This is a genomic window from Paenibacillus phocaeensis, from assembly GCF_900021165.1.
Taxonomy (GTDB): Bacteria; Bacillota; Bacilli; order Paenibacillales; family Paenibacillaceae; genus Fontibacillus; species Fontibacillus phocaensis.
This window is the reverse complement of sequence record NZ_FCOQ01000018.1, coordinates 542,440-557,522: the sequence shown is the minus strand read 5'-3', so window position 1 is coordinate 557,522 and position 15,083 is coordinate 542,440. Positions and strand designations below refer to the sequence as shown.

The window sequence follows — 15,083 nt, the reverse complement described above, 5'->3', positions numbered from 1 at the left end:
ACTCGCACTTTAAATAATGCAGGAATTCGGCCTATTTAGAGAATGGATTAATCACCAGATCGTTTGTACTTTTTGATCAAGCTGTCTCCTGGAGATGAACATTGAACGGTTGCTTAACGGTTTCGAAGCGTGTGCAACACCGCTTCCATATCGTCAGGAATCGGCGCGCTAAATTCCAAATAACGCGCGTCTTCTGGGTGTTCGAATCCTAACACGGCGGCATGCAAGGCTTGTCCGTCCATCTTGATCCCTTTGCTGCGACCATAAAGCGGGTCTCCCACCAACGGATGGCCGATGAACTTCATATGCACGCGGATTTGATGCGTCCGCCCGGTCTCCAGCTTGAGCTCAAGCAACGTATAGTCGCCAAAGCGTTCAACCACCTGGAAGTGGGTCACCGCATGCTTGCTGTTTCTTTCGATCACCGTGTACATCTTGCGATCATGCGGATCACGGCCGATTGGCGCATCAACCGTGCCTTGATCATGGCTCACATTGCCATGAACCAAGGCATAATATTTCCGGGTGACGGAGTGCGCCTTCAGCTGTGCTGCCAGCGAAGCATGCGCCTTGTCGTTCTTGGCCGCCATAATTAGACCGGACGTGTCTTTATCGATCCGATGGACAATGCCGGGCCGAAGCTCGCCATTGATCCCCGATAAGTCCTTGCAATGAAACATCAAGGCATTCACCAGCGTCCCGGAAGCATGTCCCGGTGCGGGGTGCACCACCATGCCCGGCGGCTTGTTCACAACGATGACATCCCCGTCTTCATAATAAATATCGAGCGGAAGGTTCTCCGGCACAATTTCCGTCGGCTCAGCTTCCGGGATAATCAGAACTACCCGGTCCCCCTCCGCCAGCTTGTAGTTTGCTTTGACCGGCGCATCGTTAACGACCAGGTTCCCCGCTTCAATCCACAGTTGCACCTGGCTGCGGGAGACCTCCTCCCCAAGCTGCGTTTTGGCAAATTTATCGATTCGCTCCTTCGCGTCGGCCGGACCGGCCACCCACTCGAGCTTCTCTTCTTCGAAATCTTCCTGTATGCTGTCCAGACTCATGCGTTTTCCTCATGCTCCTGAAGGGCCGCAGCCTGCTTCTCCCGGCGAAGCTCCAGCAGCGAATCCAGAATGATCAGCGCCACGCCAACGACAATACAAGTATCGGCTACGTTAAAAATTGGAAACGTGTACGTCCCAAAGTTAAACATCAAAAAATCGACGACTTCCCCGCTAACGGCGCGATCCAGGAAGTTCCCGATGGCTCCTCCGAGCACCAGAGACAACGCCACAGGCAGCAGCTTATTGGGTTGCTTTCTCACTTTCAGCAAGTACCAGATGATCCCAACCACCACGACCGTTGTCACCACGATAAAAAACCAGCGCTGATCCTGTAAAATGCCAAACGCCGCACCGCGGTTCCGATGGGAGGTGATGAGGAAAAAGTTGCCGATCACCGGGATTTGCTCTCCGATCGTCAGTCCGGTTGCGATCCAATATTTCGTGCCTTGGTCGACCAGAAAAACGATTAATGCAATCAAAAAATATACCACGCGGTCAGTCACCTCGTTTTTCATTTCCCGCCCCTACAGCGGCAGGATATTCCTCTACTAAGCCTTGTATATTGTAGCACAGCCGGAAATGACCCGTCCATGCGCGAAAGGATTTTCCTTAGGTATTTCGTCATGGTTCTGCACAAAATACCGCTAGGAGAGACGTTACTCCAACCGCTCTAGACACAGGAAGGAAGGAGCAAAAATCATGCCGCATTTAACCAAAACACAACTTGCGGAACTCACCGCAAAATTGAAGGAAGCGAAAACCGCCTTAATCGATCAGCTAACGGACAATGATCATTATGGAATGAATGAATCGATGCGTGATCAAACGAATGAGCTCAGCCCGATCGATAATCACCCCGGGGACCTCGGTTCGGAGGTTTATGAGCGGGGAAAAGATCTGGCCCTCGCCGAGCATCATGAGCTGCATCTGGCCCGGGTCGAAGATGCCCTCGAACGGATCGAGGACGGCAGCTACGGCTACTGCGCAACTTGCGGCAAGCCGATCAGTTACGAACGACTCAGCGCCATTCCGGAAACGGCGTATTGTAAAGAACATAGTCCGCAGTCCTTCGTTTCTGCCAAACGGCCGGTCGAGGAGAGCTTCTTGTCCCCTCCGTTCGGACGAACAAGCCTCGATGAACGCGACGACCAAAACGGGTTTGACGGGGAAGACGCCTGGCAGATCGTGGAGAGCTACGGCACCTCGAATTCGCCGGCTTTGGCCGAGGATTCAGAAATCGACGATTACAATGATATGGAGATCGAAGCGTCCGAAGAGTTGGACGGATTCGTTGAGCCTTACGAGTCCTTCGTTGCCACCGATATCTACGGGAAGAACGTATGCTTTTACCGCAACGGTGTATACCGGAAACATATGAGTGCAACGGAGCATTTAGACAGCGAGGATTCGCTGGGAACCGGCTCTAATACGTATTAAGCTCAAGCTGCCTTTGTACAATTCGCACGATGTCCGCGATATAGTCGCCGATAATCGGAAGGTTTAGCGCCCCGAGAACCTGCAGGATGTAGATGATCGTTGCCGCAAAAAAGGTAAAGCCAATTGCCACGCCTACCCCCCGGGCTGTGCCTGACAACAGATTCAGCCAAATCAGACGCCAGGGACGATTCAGCAATTCGGTGTATTCGGCGATGCGCGATTTCTCCAACTGCCTGGTCCAGTTCAGGGTTAGGCGGTATATGGCGTTCATCTGCTCCTCCGGCGTTTCCGGCAAGGGCTCCGCCGCAGGTTCGGGCGCCGGTTTACGACGAGACATGTACACCCCATCCTTTGCTCCCCAGAGTTTGCTAAAACACAAACGAGCCCGTTCCCCTTCTAGGGAGACCGCAGGCTCGTTTGCTTCAATTGCTACTATTATGGCCCTCCTGGAAAAGCTCCATTCAGGCGTTTATGCGTCGATCGAAATAGCGATCGTTTTGCTGCCGAGATCCACCGTTTCTGCAGGGCCTTGCGGCTTGCCGAAAGCAACGTCGGTAATCAGTACGTTCTCCCGCAAAACATGCTCAAACGCGGTGATGGCCGCTTTCAATTCGTCATCCACCTCAAGGGTGAGGTGCACGCGTTTCTCAATCGGCAAATCCAGCTTCTTACGGGTATCCTGCACGGCGCGAACGACTTCGCGCACCCAGCCCTCTTGCTCCAGCTCCGGCGTGATATCCGTATTCAGCGCTACGGTTAATCCGTAACCGGAAGCGGAAGCGTACCCCGGCTTCGCCTGTTTCTCGACGAGCAACTCATCCGCAGTTACCGTCAGCTCCTCGCCTTCCGGAGAGGTTGCCGTAAATTGACCTTGCTCCACAATGGCGCGGGTTTGATTCGGCGCAAGATTCTTCAGGTATCCTTGCAGGAAGCCAACATTTTTACCGTATTTCTTGCCGGCTACCTTCAGGTTCATCTTCAGGGTGAAATCAACGAAGCCGCTGTCGCTCGTTTCGATGTCGATCGCCTTAACGTTGATCTCTTCCTTGATGATCTCCTCATATTCGCTGACCGCAAACTCGCGATCCATAGACACAATCAGGCTGGACAAGGGCTGACGCGTTTTGATGCCGCTCTCGTTACGCACATTGCGGGCGAGTTCGACGATTTGCCGCGCGCTTTCCATGTCTTTTTCCAGAGCCAGATCGATCAGCGATTCATCCGCTTGCGGGTAATCCGCCAGGTGGACGCTCTCTCCGCCGCCCAGGTTAGTAAAGATATCCTCGGCGATCATCGGAGCAAATGGAGCGATCAGCTTGGATACCGTCAGCAGCACATGTGTCAATGTCTGATAAGCGGACAATTTGTCCTCGGTCAAGCCGCTGCCCCAGAAGCGGTCGCGGGAACGACGAATATACCAGTTGCTCAGCTCGTCGATAAACCCTTCGATCGCTTGCGAGGAGTTGACGAAATCATTAACGGCCAGCCCCTTGTCAACGACCGGAATCAAGCTGTTCAGACGAGACAGAATCCAGCGGTCCAGCTTATTCTCCGAAGGACGGTAAGCATGATCCTCAGGTTTATAGCCGTCGATGCCGGCGTACAGTGTCAGGAACGCATGCGTGTTCACCAACGTGTCGACTACTTTGGATTTAGCTTCGGCCACGATCCCTTTGGAGAACCGCTTGCTGTTCCAAGGTGCGCTATCGGACAGGAGCGCCCAACGGAATGCGTCCGTGCCGAACTCATTGATGATTTCCCAAGGATCGATGACGTTGCCTTTGGATTTGGACATTTTCTGCCCGTTTTCGTCCAGCACGTGGCCGGTGGCGATAACCGCCTTGTACGGCGTTTGGCCGGTGAACAGCGTGGATACGGCCAGTAAGCTGTAGAACCAGCCACGCGTCTGGTCGATCCCTTCGCAGATCATGTCTGCCGGGAATTGCTCCGCGAACGTCTCCTGGTTCTCGAACGGATAATGATGCTGTGCAAACGGCATCGAACCGCTGTCGAACCAGACGTCAATCACTTCGCTCGTCCGCTCCATCACGCCGCCTTCGCAGTGCGGGCAATGGACTTTCACTTCGTCCACATACGGCTTATGCAGCTCCAGATCTTCGCTGACATGGCCGACCGCATGCTCCCGCAGATCGGCGATGCTGTGCGGTGCAAACTGCCCGCCGCAATCCGGGCATACCCACACGTTCAGCGGCGTCCCCCAATAACGGTTCCGGCTGATGTTCCAGTCGACCAGCTCTTCGAGGAACTTGCCAAATCGGCCTTCACGGACATGCCCCGGATACCATTCCACCGAATTGTTGTTGGCGATCAGTTGATCCTTCACCGCGGTCGTTTCAATAAACCAGCTCTCCATCGCATAATAGAGCAGCGGCGATTTGCAACGCCAGCAGAACGGATAGCTGTGCTCGTATTTCTCCTTGCTGTACAGCGTTCCTTGCTCAGACAATAGCTTGACGATGTCGAGATCGCAGTCCTTCACAAAGCGGCCGGCAAAATCAGTCACCACGTCGGTATAACGACCTTGGCCGTTGACAACGCTGACGAAGCTGATCCCGTTCTCGCGGCAGACGCGGTAGTCGTCTTCGCCGTGCGCCGGCGCCATGTGGACGATCCCCGTACCGCTGGCGTCGGTGACGAACGAAGCGCCTACGATGACGTTGATGTTCTCCGCTTGAATGTAGGTGAATGGCGGCGTGTAGGTTTTGCCCACGAATTCCGAGCCTTTATGCGTCGACAATACCGTGTAATCGCCTTTCATGACTTTCTCGACCAGATTCTTCGCGACGATGTATACGCCGTCTCCCTGCTGTACCCGGGCATATTCCATGTCCGGATTGACCGCCAGAGCCACGTGGGACGGCAGCGTCCAAGGCGTGGTCGTCCAGGCCAGCACATATTCGCCGGTATCGTTCAGCTTGAATTTGGCCGTGGCGCTGAGGTCCTTGACGTCTTCATAACCTTGCGCCACTTCGTGGGAGCTCAGCGATGTCTGACAGCAAGGGCAATACGGACTGACGCGATGACCGCGATACAGCAAGCCCTTATCATGGATCGTCGCCAGGATGTTCCACACGCTTTCGATGTAGCTGTTGTTCAGGGTGATGTACGGATCGTCGAGATCCACCCAGTATGCAATCGCTTCGGTAAACTCGCGCCATTGTTTTTCGTAGCCGAACACGCTGTCTTTACATTTTTTCACGAAAGCTTCGATTCCGTACTTCTCGATCTCCTGCTTGCCGGAGATGCCTAGCTCCTTCTCCACGCCCAGTTCGACCGGCAGGCCGTGCGTATCCCAGCCCGCTTTGCGGACGACGCGATAGCCTTTCATCGTTTGGTAGCGGCCGACAAAGTCCTTTATGACGCGTCCCAGCACATGCCCGATATGCGGCAAGCCGTTGGCGGTTGGCGGTCCTTCGAAGAAAACGTAATTCGGCCGGCCCGCCCGGTTTTCGATACTCCGCTTGAACGTGTTTTCGCGGCTCCATTTGTCCAGAATCCGCAAGTCGCGCGTACGCGCATTTTCTTTGACGTCGACTTTCTTCATATTTCTCTTCCTTTCTTTGGTTCAGCCTGGAAAATAAAAAAAGCCCCGCCCCTAAAAGGGACGAGACTGTTGCTCGCGTTACCACCCTTGTTTCATGCGCTTCAAACGCAGCCGCCGACTGAACGCGGCCGCAAATAGGCATGACACCTCGATCCCATACGCTTCATATGGGGTCGGTATAACGGCCGACAACCGGCAAAGCTTACTAAGCGGAAATTCATCCCTAGCTTCATCCAACCTTCTCGGTGATGAAAATCCGATTAAAAAGAGTTCAGCTTTGCTTCTCCGGGAGGATCTTCCGTCCGCGCTTTGAACGTTGGCTTTCAGCAAGGCGCCAACTCTCTGGGGAACAAAATCGCAGCGTACTGGTTCCCATCATCGAATGCTTCCATGATGCAAGTACAATATGTAAATAGTTATATCGTATTGACTCCCTTATGTCAACATCAAGCAAACCGGCGCTTTGGGCCGTTGCCTCACGGAAGGTTGTGTTATGCCTAAATGTCCGTTTTCCCCCACACGAGTACGGAATGCCCTCCTTTGTTCCAATCCCTCCTCTCTTATAATGGAAGGGAGATCACTTGATACGAAAAGGAGCGAGTACACCGATGCAGACCCTCTGGCAAGCCAAATGGATCTGGCACTCCGGCGAGGCCAGCCCGCGCAACGATTGGAGTTGTTTTCGCAAAACATTTACGTGGCCGGATGAGAATCACGAGCAGGTATATCTCAAATTGACGGCCGACTCCAGGTACGTGCTATACGTCAACGGACAACGGGTTGGGCAAGGCCCTCCGCGATCCTGGCCATTCCGTTTAGCCTATGACGAATACGAGATCAGCCATTTGTTGAGACCGGGACAAACCAATGTTATTGCGGTCATGGTTATGCATTTTGGCATCAGCAACTTCTATTATCTGCGAGGGCGCGGCGGGCTGCTGGCTCAATTGGAGGTTGGGAGCGCCCGGCACAATCCAGGAGCAGCCTCTTCCAGTGTGAAGGTATCGACCGACGGCACCTGGTTAACCGTCATCCACCCGGGTCATGACCGGCGTTCCCCCCGTATGTCCTGCCAGCACGCTTTTGCCGAGAAAATCGACGCCCGGCTCTGGAACGACGCCTGGATTCGGCCGGATTACAAACCCGGCCCGGAGTGGCAGCCAGCCGATGTCATCGGTCCGGCGGGTTGCGAGCCTTGGGGAATGCCGGTGCCGAGGGACATTCCTTATTTGACGGAAGAGCCCGTTTATCCCCGGCGCATCGAGCGCCTTAGTCAGGTCAAGCCCGTACAGTATACCGCGGCAATCGACCTGCGCAACCATTTTTATGAAGAGAGCACGGATACGGCCAACCCGGCGGAGTTCCTAGGATGGTTAGCGACCGTGATACGCTGTAAACAGCAGGGTAAAGCCACGCTAGCATTTATCGATGTTGGGGGGACTTTTCGGAGCTGCAGCCTGGATGGGGTTCATTACGACGAGACCTCGCTCACCGGGGAAGCCCCTGAACGCTTCCTTCAGTTGGATCTCGAACCGGGCGACCATTTATTGCTGATCGATGTAAGCGGGGGCACGCACGGGGGCGGGTATCATTTTGCCATGGATGCAGAGGAGCCGCTAGAGTTTCTGTCTCCCCTCTCGTTCCTTCAGGATAACAACCTCACCCAACGGGATGATGCGTCCGCTTTTGTAACCCTCGGCCCCTTCGACGGCGGCATTCGTTACGATCATCAGCCGGCCCCGCCGATGAATGACGCACATCCGGATTATGTGAGAGCCAAAGGAATCTCGGATGCGGCAGGTCTGCTGGGATTTACGACTTGGCTTCGCCCCGTTCCTGAAGCGCTGGTCAGCCGGGAAGATGTCTTTATCCTCTCCGTATGGAAGAGGCAGGAAGTCCCCCTGTCCATTCCCGCCGCTTTGCAGAATGTTGTCATCCCCGGTCCCGCCCCCGGCGAAGTCCCCTGGTTCCCTGACGCGGATACCGAGCTGGTGATCGATTTCGGCAAGGAGCTGTCGGGATATCTGGAGTTCGAGGTGGAGGCGCCGGAAGGAACCGTTCTTGATTTCTACGGATTTGAATTTATGCATGAGGGACAACGTCAGGATACGTATGGACTGGATCACACGCTTCGCTACATCTGTGCCGGGGGGCGCCGTCGCTACACTTCTCCGGTGAGAAGAGGGCTGCGTTACTGCCAGGTTACGGTACGGGACGCGGTTGCCCCGGTTCGCATCTACTCCCTTCGGATGCTGCAGAGCAACTATCCCATTGCTGAGATCGGCCAGTTCCAGTCATCCGATCCGCGCTTAAATGAGATTTGGCAAATCAGTCAACATACGACCCGGCTTTGTATGGAGGACACCTTCGTCGACTGTCCGATGTACGAGCAAACCTTCTGGGTCGGCGACGCTCGAAATGAGGCGCTCATCAATTATTATCTGTTCGGGGCTGACCGGATCGTGGAACGTTGTCTGCGGCTCGTCCCCGGTTCTAAGTTCCAGACCCCGTTCTACGCCAACCAGGTGCCCAGCGGATGGAACAGCGTGATCCCCAACTGGACGTTCTTCTGGGTGATCGCCTGTCTGGAGCTGTATCGCCAAACGGGGGACAACACCTTTGCTAAAGATATCTTCCCGCACATCGAGTACACCCTGAAACATTATTTAAGCCGGCTGAATGACGAGGGGCTGCTGCAGATCCGCAGTTGGAACCTGCTCGATTGGGCTCCGATGGACCAGCCTAACGACGGCATCGTTACGCACCAGAACATGTTCCTGGTTAAAGCGTTGTCTTCCGCAGCCGCACTGGCTTCGGTTCTCGGCAATGCCGAAGCTGAAAAGTTCTACACCGTTCAGGCCAACCAGTTGGCCGAGGCCATCAATGCTCATTTATGGTCGGAAGAACGCGAGGCCTACCTCGACTGCATCCATGCGGACGGGCGGCCTTCCGACATCTTCAGCATTCAGACGCAAGTCATCGCCTTATTGTGCGGCATCCCTGAGCAAGCCGGGGCGAAGACCCGCAGGCTCGCTTCCGTTGAAGGTCTCATTCGGCGCCCGCCTCGCTCCTTCGTGCAAATCGGCAGCCCGTTTATGTCTTTCTTCTATTACGAGGCGCTGGCCAAGCTGGGCGAATGGGAGGTCATGATCGAAGACATTCGCCACCAATACGGGCAAATGATCGATTGGGGGGCTACGACCTGTTGGGAAATGTATCCGCATTTCGCCGAAAATCGGGCGAACCCGAACCTGCTGACAAGGAGCCATTGCCACGCCTGGTCCGCAGGACCGGCCTACTTCCTGGGTGCTTACGTTCTCGGGGTACGCAGTCTTGAGCCGGGTTGGAGCCGGGTCCTCATCGCACCGCAGCCTTGCGGCGGGTTATCCTGGGCCCGCGGTTCGGTCCCCGTTCCGGGCGGCGGGCGAATCGACGTCTCCTGGCGCCTGGAATCGCCGAAGTCCGCCGGCGCAGCGGCCGGTGTCCGGCCTGCCCCGCATGCGGCGGCGCCCGCCCCCGCTCGGATGCATCTGCGGATCGCTTCCCCGGAAGCCGTCGATATCGAGGTGCAACCTCCGGGAGATGTTGAAGTCGTCATCGAGCATATTCGATTGGCCGCAAGTTCCGTTCCGGCACAATAAACTCTACCTAAAGCCCAGGCCCGGTCAACTAAATTGACCCGCGCTTGGGCTTGCGCCTATAATAGGGGCAACCGCAGCCAAGGAGGGATCCAGGTTGTCTTTGTACCGAGGGGAGAAGGTTTTGGACGGGAGCGCTTTTTTTACAGATACGCTGCCTTTGTTCTTCAACCGTGCCGAGGAGACGTTTGATTTGCAAATGCATAGCCATCGGTTTGTAGAGATCGTGCTCGTCACTGATGGAGAGGGGTTTCACTTTATAGACGATGAGGTTGTTCGCGTCGCAACCAACGATTTGTTCCTGCTGCCGGCCGGAGCAAAACATGTGTTTCGCCCCGGCCACACGGGTTCCCGCCGACCGTTGACCGTATATAATTGCTTGTATGAACCGAGCAAACTGCGGTCCTGCTTGGAGCACCTGCCAGGCTTTGAAGAGCTGAACCGTTCCAGACGCTGCCTGTTTGGAGAAGAGGCCGCCACGCCGGGTCGGCCGGGTTGGCTCCATTTACGGGATTGCGACAGCCAATGGAGTACCTGGTTCCGAAGGGCTTACCGCGAATTTACGGAAAGGGCCCCCGGCTATCTCATCAAGCTGTACAGTTTGTTCATCGAATTGGCCGTCATGCTGGAACGCCATTTGGAACGCGAGGCGTCCGGTTCTGCAACTGCGCCGGGAAACCGAGGTATGGAGGAAATCATTCGCCAAATCAACACGTCCCTGCATCACCCCCTGACCGCCCGCAGCTTTGCTTCCGCCAATCATATAAGCGAACGCCATTTTCACCGCTTATTCCGGCAATACGCGGGCTGCACATTTAACGATTACGTACAGAAGAGAAGAATCGAGACAAGCTGCGAACTGCTGGTCTCCACCCGGCTCCCCGTACAGGAGATCATGCGAGCCGTCGGTTATGCGGACAGGAAGCATTTCTTATCCCTGTTCAGGCAAACTCTCGGCAGCTCTCCTTCCGAATATCGCCGGCAAGCCCGTCCAATCGATCGGATAGACGGAGATAGATAAAAAAACGCCATGGGATGCTTCTGTTGGAAGCCCCATGGCGTTTGTTGTGATTAATACAATTCTTGTACTTCTTGCCCTTTGTCAGCGGGACGTTCGCGGGTCTCCAGCGTATCCCAGCCGTCGCTGCTGAGCAAATCCAGCTGCGCTTCCACCAGCGTACGGAACCGAGCCCGGTAGATGGAAGCCTGCTTCTTGAGCTCTTCCACTTCCATGGCGATTTTACGCGATTTGGCCAGCGATTCGTTCACGATCCGGTCCGCGTTCTTCTCCGCTTCCTTCACGATCAGCTGAGCTTCCTTCTTCGCGTTGTTCTTCACCTCATCAGCCGCTTCCTGCGCAACGATAATCGTCTTGCTGAGCGTTTCTTCGATATTGGCGAAATGATCCAGTTTCTCTTGCAAAGTCAACAGTTGGTTATGTAGCTCCTTGTTCTCCCGGATCACGATCTCGTAGTCTTTGATCACTTGGTCGAGAAACTCGTTGACTTCATCTTCGTCGTAACCGCGAATACGTCTGGAAAACTCTTTGTTATGTATATCCAGCGGCGTTAATGGCATGATCCCCACCTCCTAGAAATTTCGAAACTTCCCTGCAAGGCGATGGTTCATAAGCTTGGAATTCATGAACTCGCACTTCACGGGAAGACGTGGTCAATCCAATCACGAGATACATTCAGGAAACAGTTCGAACTATCTTATTCGACAAGAATCCGCCATCTCCTGCAAACGCCTCACACAAATTTACCGATTTTGACACGATGTCTGCCCTTTTTGGTCAGGCTGCCCGCTTCCAGCACTTTAAACCGCCCGAAACCTTGCAGTGCAATCACGTCACCCGCCTTCAGCGGTGTGGAGGGATCTTCCTCCGTTCTCCAGTTTACCCGGCAACGGCCCGCTTTGATCGGGATCAACACTTTGCTGCGGCTTAGGCGAAAAACGTCGCTGACGATGCCATCGAGCCGTAAAGAAGCCACCGTTAATTCCAGCGGCTCCAGCTCCTTCTCCATCGTCCTGAGTTCGCTCAGGTTCAGCAGCCCGGTGAATACGCTGACGCGATGCACCTGACGCAGATTCAACTGCAGGTAGGGAGCAATCTCTTCGGCAACCACGACATGGCATCCGTCCTCCCGGACATGTATGTCGCCGATTTTGTCGCGTTTGAGACCCAATCCCAAAATGGCCCCCAAATAATCACCATGCTGAAGGGCAAGAAACTTTTGGTCCCCCGAGGTGATGTCGAGCACTTTCATTCCCATCGGTTCTTGGCTGAGATCCCGGTAATCCGGAGCAATCAGCGCCCGGCGTCGTTCCGCGCCCTCATAACCGCCGTCCAGCCGAATTTGCGTGTCCGGATGTCGATTCGCCAGAGACTCCAGAATATAACACTGCCGCGGATCCAGGAAGTCGCTAAGCTTGACTTCATGATAATCCCCGGCATTCACCACCCATTCCCAGGCCCGGTCGACGAACGGCCGTTCCTCCGGTTTGAAGTGTTCATAAATATCGGCTTTCATCTCAATACCCGAAGATAAAGCGAAGAACGCTCATTAATCCGAAAGCAGCCAATCGGAGAACGAACAAGGCGATAATCGGAGAAATGTCAATCATCCCCATGATCGGGGGGATAAACCGCCGGAAAGGAGCCAAATAAGGTTCCACCAGCTTGCCGAGCAGTTCGCCGATAAAGCTGTCGCGGGCGTTAGGCACCCAAGACATCAAAATGTAAACCAGGATCATATAGAAATAAATATTGTACAGCAGCCAAACGATGGAATCGATATAGCCTATCAAGCTGTCATCACCTCATTCTGTTGTAATCGGAATCCTCCGTTAAAATTTCTGTGATGGACCCCTGAATTTCGACGGTATCCGGCGTGCACAGAAAAATATTCGCGCCAACCTTGGAAATGCTGCCGCTAAGTGCGTAAATCGTCCCGCTCAAGAAATCGATAATACGCATCGCCTGATCATTGCGAACCCGTTGCAGATTAACCACGACCGAACGGTGGGAACGCAAATGGTCAGCGATTTCCTGCGCTTCTTCATAGGAGCGAGGCTCATAGAGGATCACTTTGACATTCTTCTGGGAGTGAATGCTGACCACGTTGTTTCCTCTCTGATTCTTACGGGGTTCAAAGCTTGGGGTTTCAATTTCCGCATCTTCTTGCCCGGAAAAGCGTTCGCGTTCCACGATCTCTTCCTCCTCCTGCAAGCCCAGAAAGTTCATGAACCGGTTCATTACTCCCATTACGTCAATTCCCCTTTCCCCACTAAAATCGTTCCTAGGCGCACCCAAGTGGCCCCTTCCTCAATCGCGACTTCAAAATCACCCGACATGCCCATCGACAGCTCCGTCAACGGCTCTGCGGTAATCGATAAGGCGTTCAGTTGATCGCGCAGCTCGCGAAGCCGTCGGAAGACCGGTCTTGTCCGCTCTGCCTCCTCTTCGATCGGGGCCATCGTCATCAGTCCGGCAATCCGGATATGCTTCATTTCCGCGAGATCCCGCAGAAAATCCGCCGCCGTCTCCGGCGTAATCCCCTGCTTGGACTCCTCGCCGGATACATTCACCTGCAGGAAAGCCGTAACGCTAATTCCCAGCGCGGCAGCCCGTTTCTCCAATTCCCGGGCCAGCGACAGCCGGTCCAGCGAATGAATATATTGAAATCTCCCAATGACATCCTTGACCTTATTGCTCTGCAGATGGCCGATGAAATGCCAGGTTCCTTGCCCGTCCAGCGCTTCCCATTTGGGAACGGCGATTTGCGGGCGGTTCTCGCCGATATGCTTAATGCCTTCCTCCAGCACTTCACGCGTAGCTTCGGCGGATACATATTTGGTTACGGCGACAACATGTACTTCCTCGCGTTTCCTTCCGCTACGTTCGCAAGCCGCAGCTATCCGCTCTTCCACGTGCTGTATCCGTTCCTTCAGCGACACGGGAAGGATCACCTCTCTCTTATGCCTATCCAGCTTGCCATCCTCCCGGTAACGCCACCTTGCGCCCGATAAGAGTAGAAATACTCCGGATGACAGCTTGTACACCATGTTGTACATTCGATATGAGTCGGCAATATTCCTGCTTTAATCATAATGATTCGATTCATTTCTTTCAAGTTCAGCATCGTTTTCCCCGCACGATTAGGTACAGGAGCATAAGGCTTCTTCCCCGCCAGTTCATCTTCAGGGGGCAACGCCTCCCGGACTTTCTCCATAACCGCTTCGTCTACCTCGTAGCAGCAGTCCCCGATGCTGGGGCCAATCGCTGTTCGTATCTCGCTGCGCCGGCTGCCGAACACGCGCTCCATCGTTTGGACCATCTCTGCTGCGATCAGGCGAACCGTCCCTTTCCAGCCGGCATGAGCCAAGCCGACGACGCCCTGCACGGGATCGGCGAAGTACAGCGGGACGCAGTCCGCATAAAACGAAGTCAACAGCACCCCCGGCGCGTTCGTCAACAGCCCGTCCGTTTCCTGAAAAGCGCTGCTGCGGTCCAGATAGCCTTTGCCGCGGTCTTCGGACCGAACCACGGCGACGGCGTTGCCGTGAACCTGCTCCCCGCAGGTCCAGCCTTCCGGGGAGAAGCCCAGCGCTTTCGCTAACCGGCGCCGGTTCTCCAAGACCTGCTGCGGATGATCGCCGACATGGTAGGCAAGATTCAATTGATCGTACGGCGGTTCGCTGACCCCGCCCGTTCTACCGGTAAATCCAACGCTTAATCCCGGGATCAGCTCCGACCAAGGGGCCAGCTCGAACCGTTCCGGTTGTTGATCGTTAGCATTCCTTACAAACGGTTCCATCATCCATCTCCTTAAGGTAATTAAAAAAACGGCTTTTGATCACGAAGTAGTTCCTAGAAGCATATTCGACATCGAATCTTGAATTCAGCCGGGCCAAGCGGAGGCTTCCGTCTAATAGTACAAGTCTACCACAAATCAGCCCGGCGCCGCTTGCGGTTTTCTAGCTTCGCCGCTCCGCCCGCCCGTCCCGATCGATGTACACGGTAGTATCGTAGGTCGTTTGCGTTCGGGATTCGCGCAGCTCCTCCATTTTGACCAGAACGACATCGGATCCGATTTTTACGATGTTTTTCCAGGGGATAATCAAATCGCTGCCGCCGCCAAATAACCCCATGAATTTAGCCCCGACGGGTACGACAATCGCTTCGATGACCCCTTGTCTCAAGTCCAGCTCCAGGTCGCTGATATGCCCGAGCCGCTTCCCGTCCACGACATTAATGACATCCTTCGTCTGGAAATCGGATATTTTCATACTCGCCCTCACCACATTATCCATGGTTTTACCGCCCCCGTCCCGTCTGATTCACTCCGTCCCTTTACTATATGTGCGAGAGATTCGGCA

General features: G+C 54.7%; 14 protein-coding genes and 1 other annotated feature. Of the genes, 3 read left to right on the top strand and 11 right to left on the bottom strand.

Features of this window, described 5'->3' with window-relative positions; genetic code table 11:
• Positions 1-113: 113 nt before the first annotated feature.
• Complete coding sequence (locus tag BN3795_RS12550) at positions 114-1,061, bottom strand: RluA family pseudouridine synthase (RefSeq protein WP_068784989.1); 948 nt, start codon at positions 1,059-1,061, stop codon at positions 114-116.
• A complete protein-coding gene (gene lspA, locus BN3795_RS12545) occupies positions 1,058-1,552 on the bottom strand; it encodes a signal peptidase II (protein ID WP_068785388.1) in 495 nt (164 codons plus the stop codon). The genes BN3795_RS12550 and lspA overlap by 4 nt, the downstream gene beginning before the upstream one ends.
• Before the next feature lie 208 nt (positions 1,553-1,760).
• On the opposite strand from lspA, the gene BN3795_RS12540 reads away from it, so the two are divergent.
• A complete protein-coding gene (locus tag BN3795_RS12540) occupies positions 1,761-2,498 on the top strand; it encodes a TraR/DksA C4-type zinc finger protein (RefSeq protein WP_068784988.1) in 738 nt (245 codons plus the stop codon).
• Here BN3795_RS12540 and BN3795_RS12535 read toward each other — a convergent pair.
• Both BN3795_RS12535 and ileS read right to left on the bottom strand, forming a co-directional pair.
• Entirely contained in the window at positions 2,485-2,835 is a 351-nt protein-coding gene (locus BN3795_RS12535; RefSeq protein WP_068784987.1) for a DUF5665 domain-containing protein, read from the bottom strand. The genes BN3795_RS12540 and BN3795_RS12535 overlap by 14 nt on opposite strands.
• 132 nt (positions 2,836-2,967) lie before the next feature.
• Positions 2,968-6,063: an isoleucine--tRNA ligase gene (gene ileS, locus BN3795_RS12530; RefSeq protein ID WP_068784986.1), complete on the bottom strand. Its 3,096-nt coding sequence runs from the start codon at positions 6,061-6,063 to the stop codon at positions 2,968-2,970.
• A 53-nt stretch (positions 6,064-6,116) separates the two neighbouring features.
• Positions 6,117-6,451 (bottom strand) — a binding site (T-box leader).
• 220 nt (positions 6,452-6,671) lie between these two features.
• On the opposite strand from ileS, the gene BN3795_RS12525 reads away from it, so the two are divergent.
• Together BN3795_RS12525 and BN3795_RS12520 are read left to right on the top strand one after the other, a co-directional pair.
• Entirely contained in the window at positions 6,672-9,704 is a 3,033-nt protein-coding gene (locus BN3795_RS12525; protein WP_068784985.1) for a family 78 glycoside hydrolase catalytic domain, read from the top strand.
• Between the two features lie 94 nt (positions 9,705-9,798).
• Positions 9,799-10,722 (top strand): AraC family transcriptional regulator, encoded by a 924-nt coding sequence (locus BN3795_RS12520; RefSeq protein WP_068784984.1) that lies wholly within the window; start codon positions 9,799-9,801, stop codon positions 10,720-10,722.
• A gap of 50 nt (positions 10,723-10,772) precedes the next feature.
• Here the strand turns inward: BN3795_RS12520 and BN3795_RS12515 are convergent, their stop codons facing one another.
• The 7 genes from BN3795_RS12515 to BN3795_RS12485 all read right to left on the bottom strand — a co-directional run bounded on the left by BN3795_RS12515 (position 10,773) and on the right by BN3795_RS12485 (position 15,017).
• Positions 10,773-11,279, bottom strand: coding sequence for a DivIVA domain-containing protein (locus BN3795_RS12515; protein WP_068784983.1), 507 nt, complete (start codon positions 11,277-11,279; stop codon positions 10,773-10,775).
• A 173-nt stretch (positions 11,280-11,452) separates the two neighbouring features.
• Positions 11,453-12,235, bottom strand: coding sequence for a YlmH family RNA-binding protein (locus BN3795_RS12510; RefSeq protein WP_068784982.1), 783 nt, complete (start codon positions 12,233-12,235; stop codon positions 11,453-11,455).
• A 1-nt stretch (position 12,236) separates the two neighbouring features.
• Positions 12,237-12,512: a YggT family protein gene (locus tag BN3795_RS12505; protein WP_110945149.1), complete on the bottom strand. Its 276-nt coding sequence runs from the start codon at positions 12,510-12,512 to the stop codon at positions 12,237-12,239.
• 7 nt (positions 12,513-12,519) lie between these two features.
• Positions 12,520-12,969 carry a cell division protein SepF gene (locus BN3795_RS12500; protein WP_068784981.1) on the bottom strand — a complete coding sequence of 150 codons (450 nt, stop codon included), beginning with the start codon at positions 12,967-12,969 and terminating at the stop codon, positions 12,520-12,522.
• The gene (locus tag BN3795_RS12495; protein ID WP_068785386.1) at positions 12,969-13,661 is read right to left on the bottom strand and encodes a YggS family pyridoxal phosphate-dependent enzyme; all 693 of its coding nucleotides are present in this window, start codon (positions 13,659-13,661) and stop codon (positions 12,969-12,971) included. Before BN3795_RS12495 ends, BN3795_RS12500 begins: the two co-directional genes overlap by 1 nt.
• 8 nt (positions 13,662-13,669) lie before the next feature.
• Entirely contained in the window at positions 13,670-14,521 is an 852-nt protein-coding gene (gene pgeF, locus BN3795_RS12490; RefSeq protein ID WP_068784980.1) for a peptidoglycan editing factor PgeF, read from the bottom strand.
• A gap of 160 nt (positions 14,522-14,681) precedes the next feature.
• Positions 14,682-15,017 carry a YlmC/YmxH family sporulation protein gene (locus BN3795_RS12485; protein ID WP_068784979.1) on the bottom strand — a complete coding sequence of 112 codons (336 nt, stop codon included), beginning with the start codon at positions 15,015-15,017 and terminating at the stop codon, positions 14,682-14,684.
• Between the last annotated feature and the right edge of the window lie 66 nt (positions 15,018-15,083).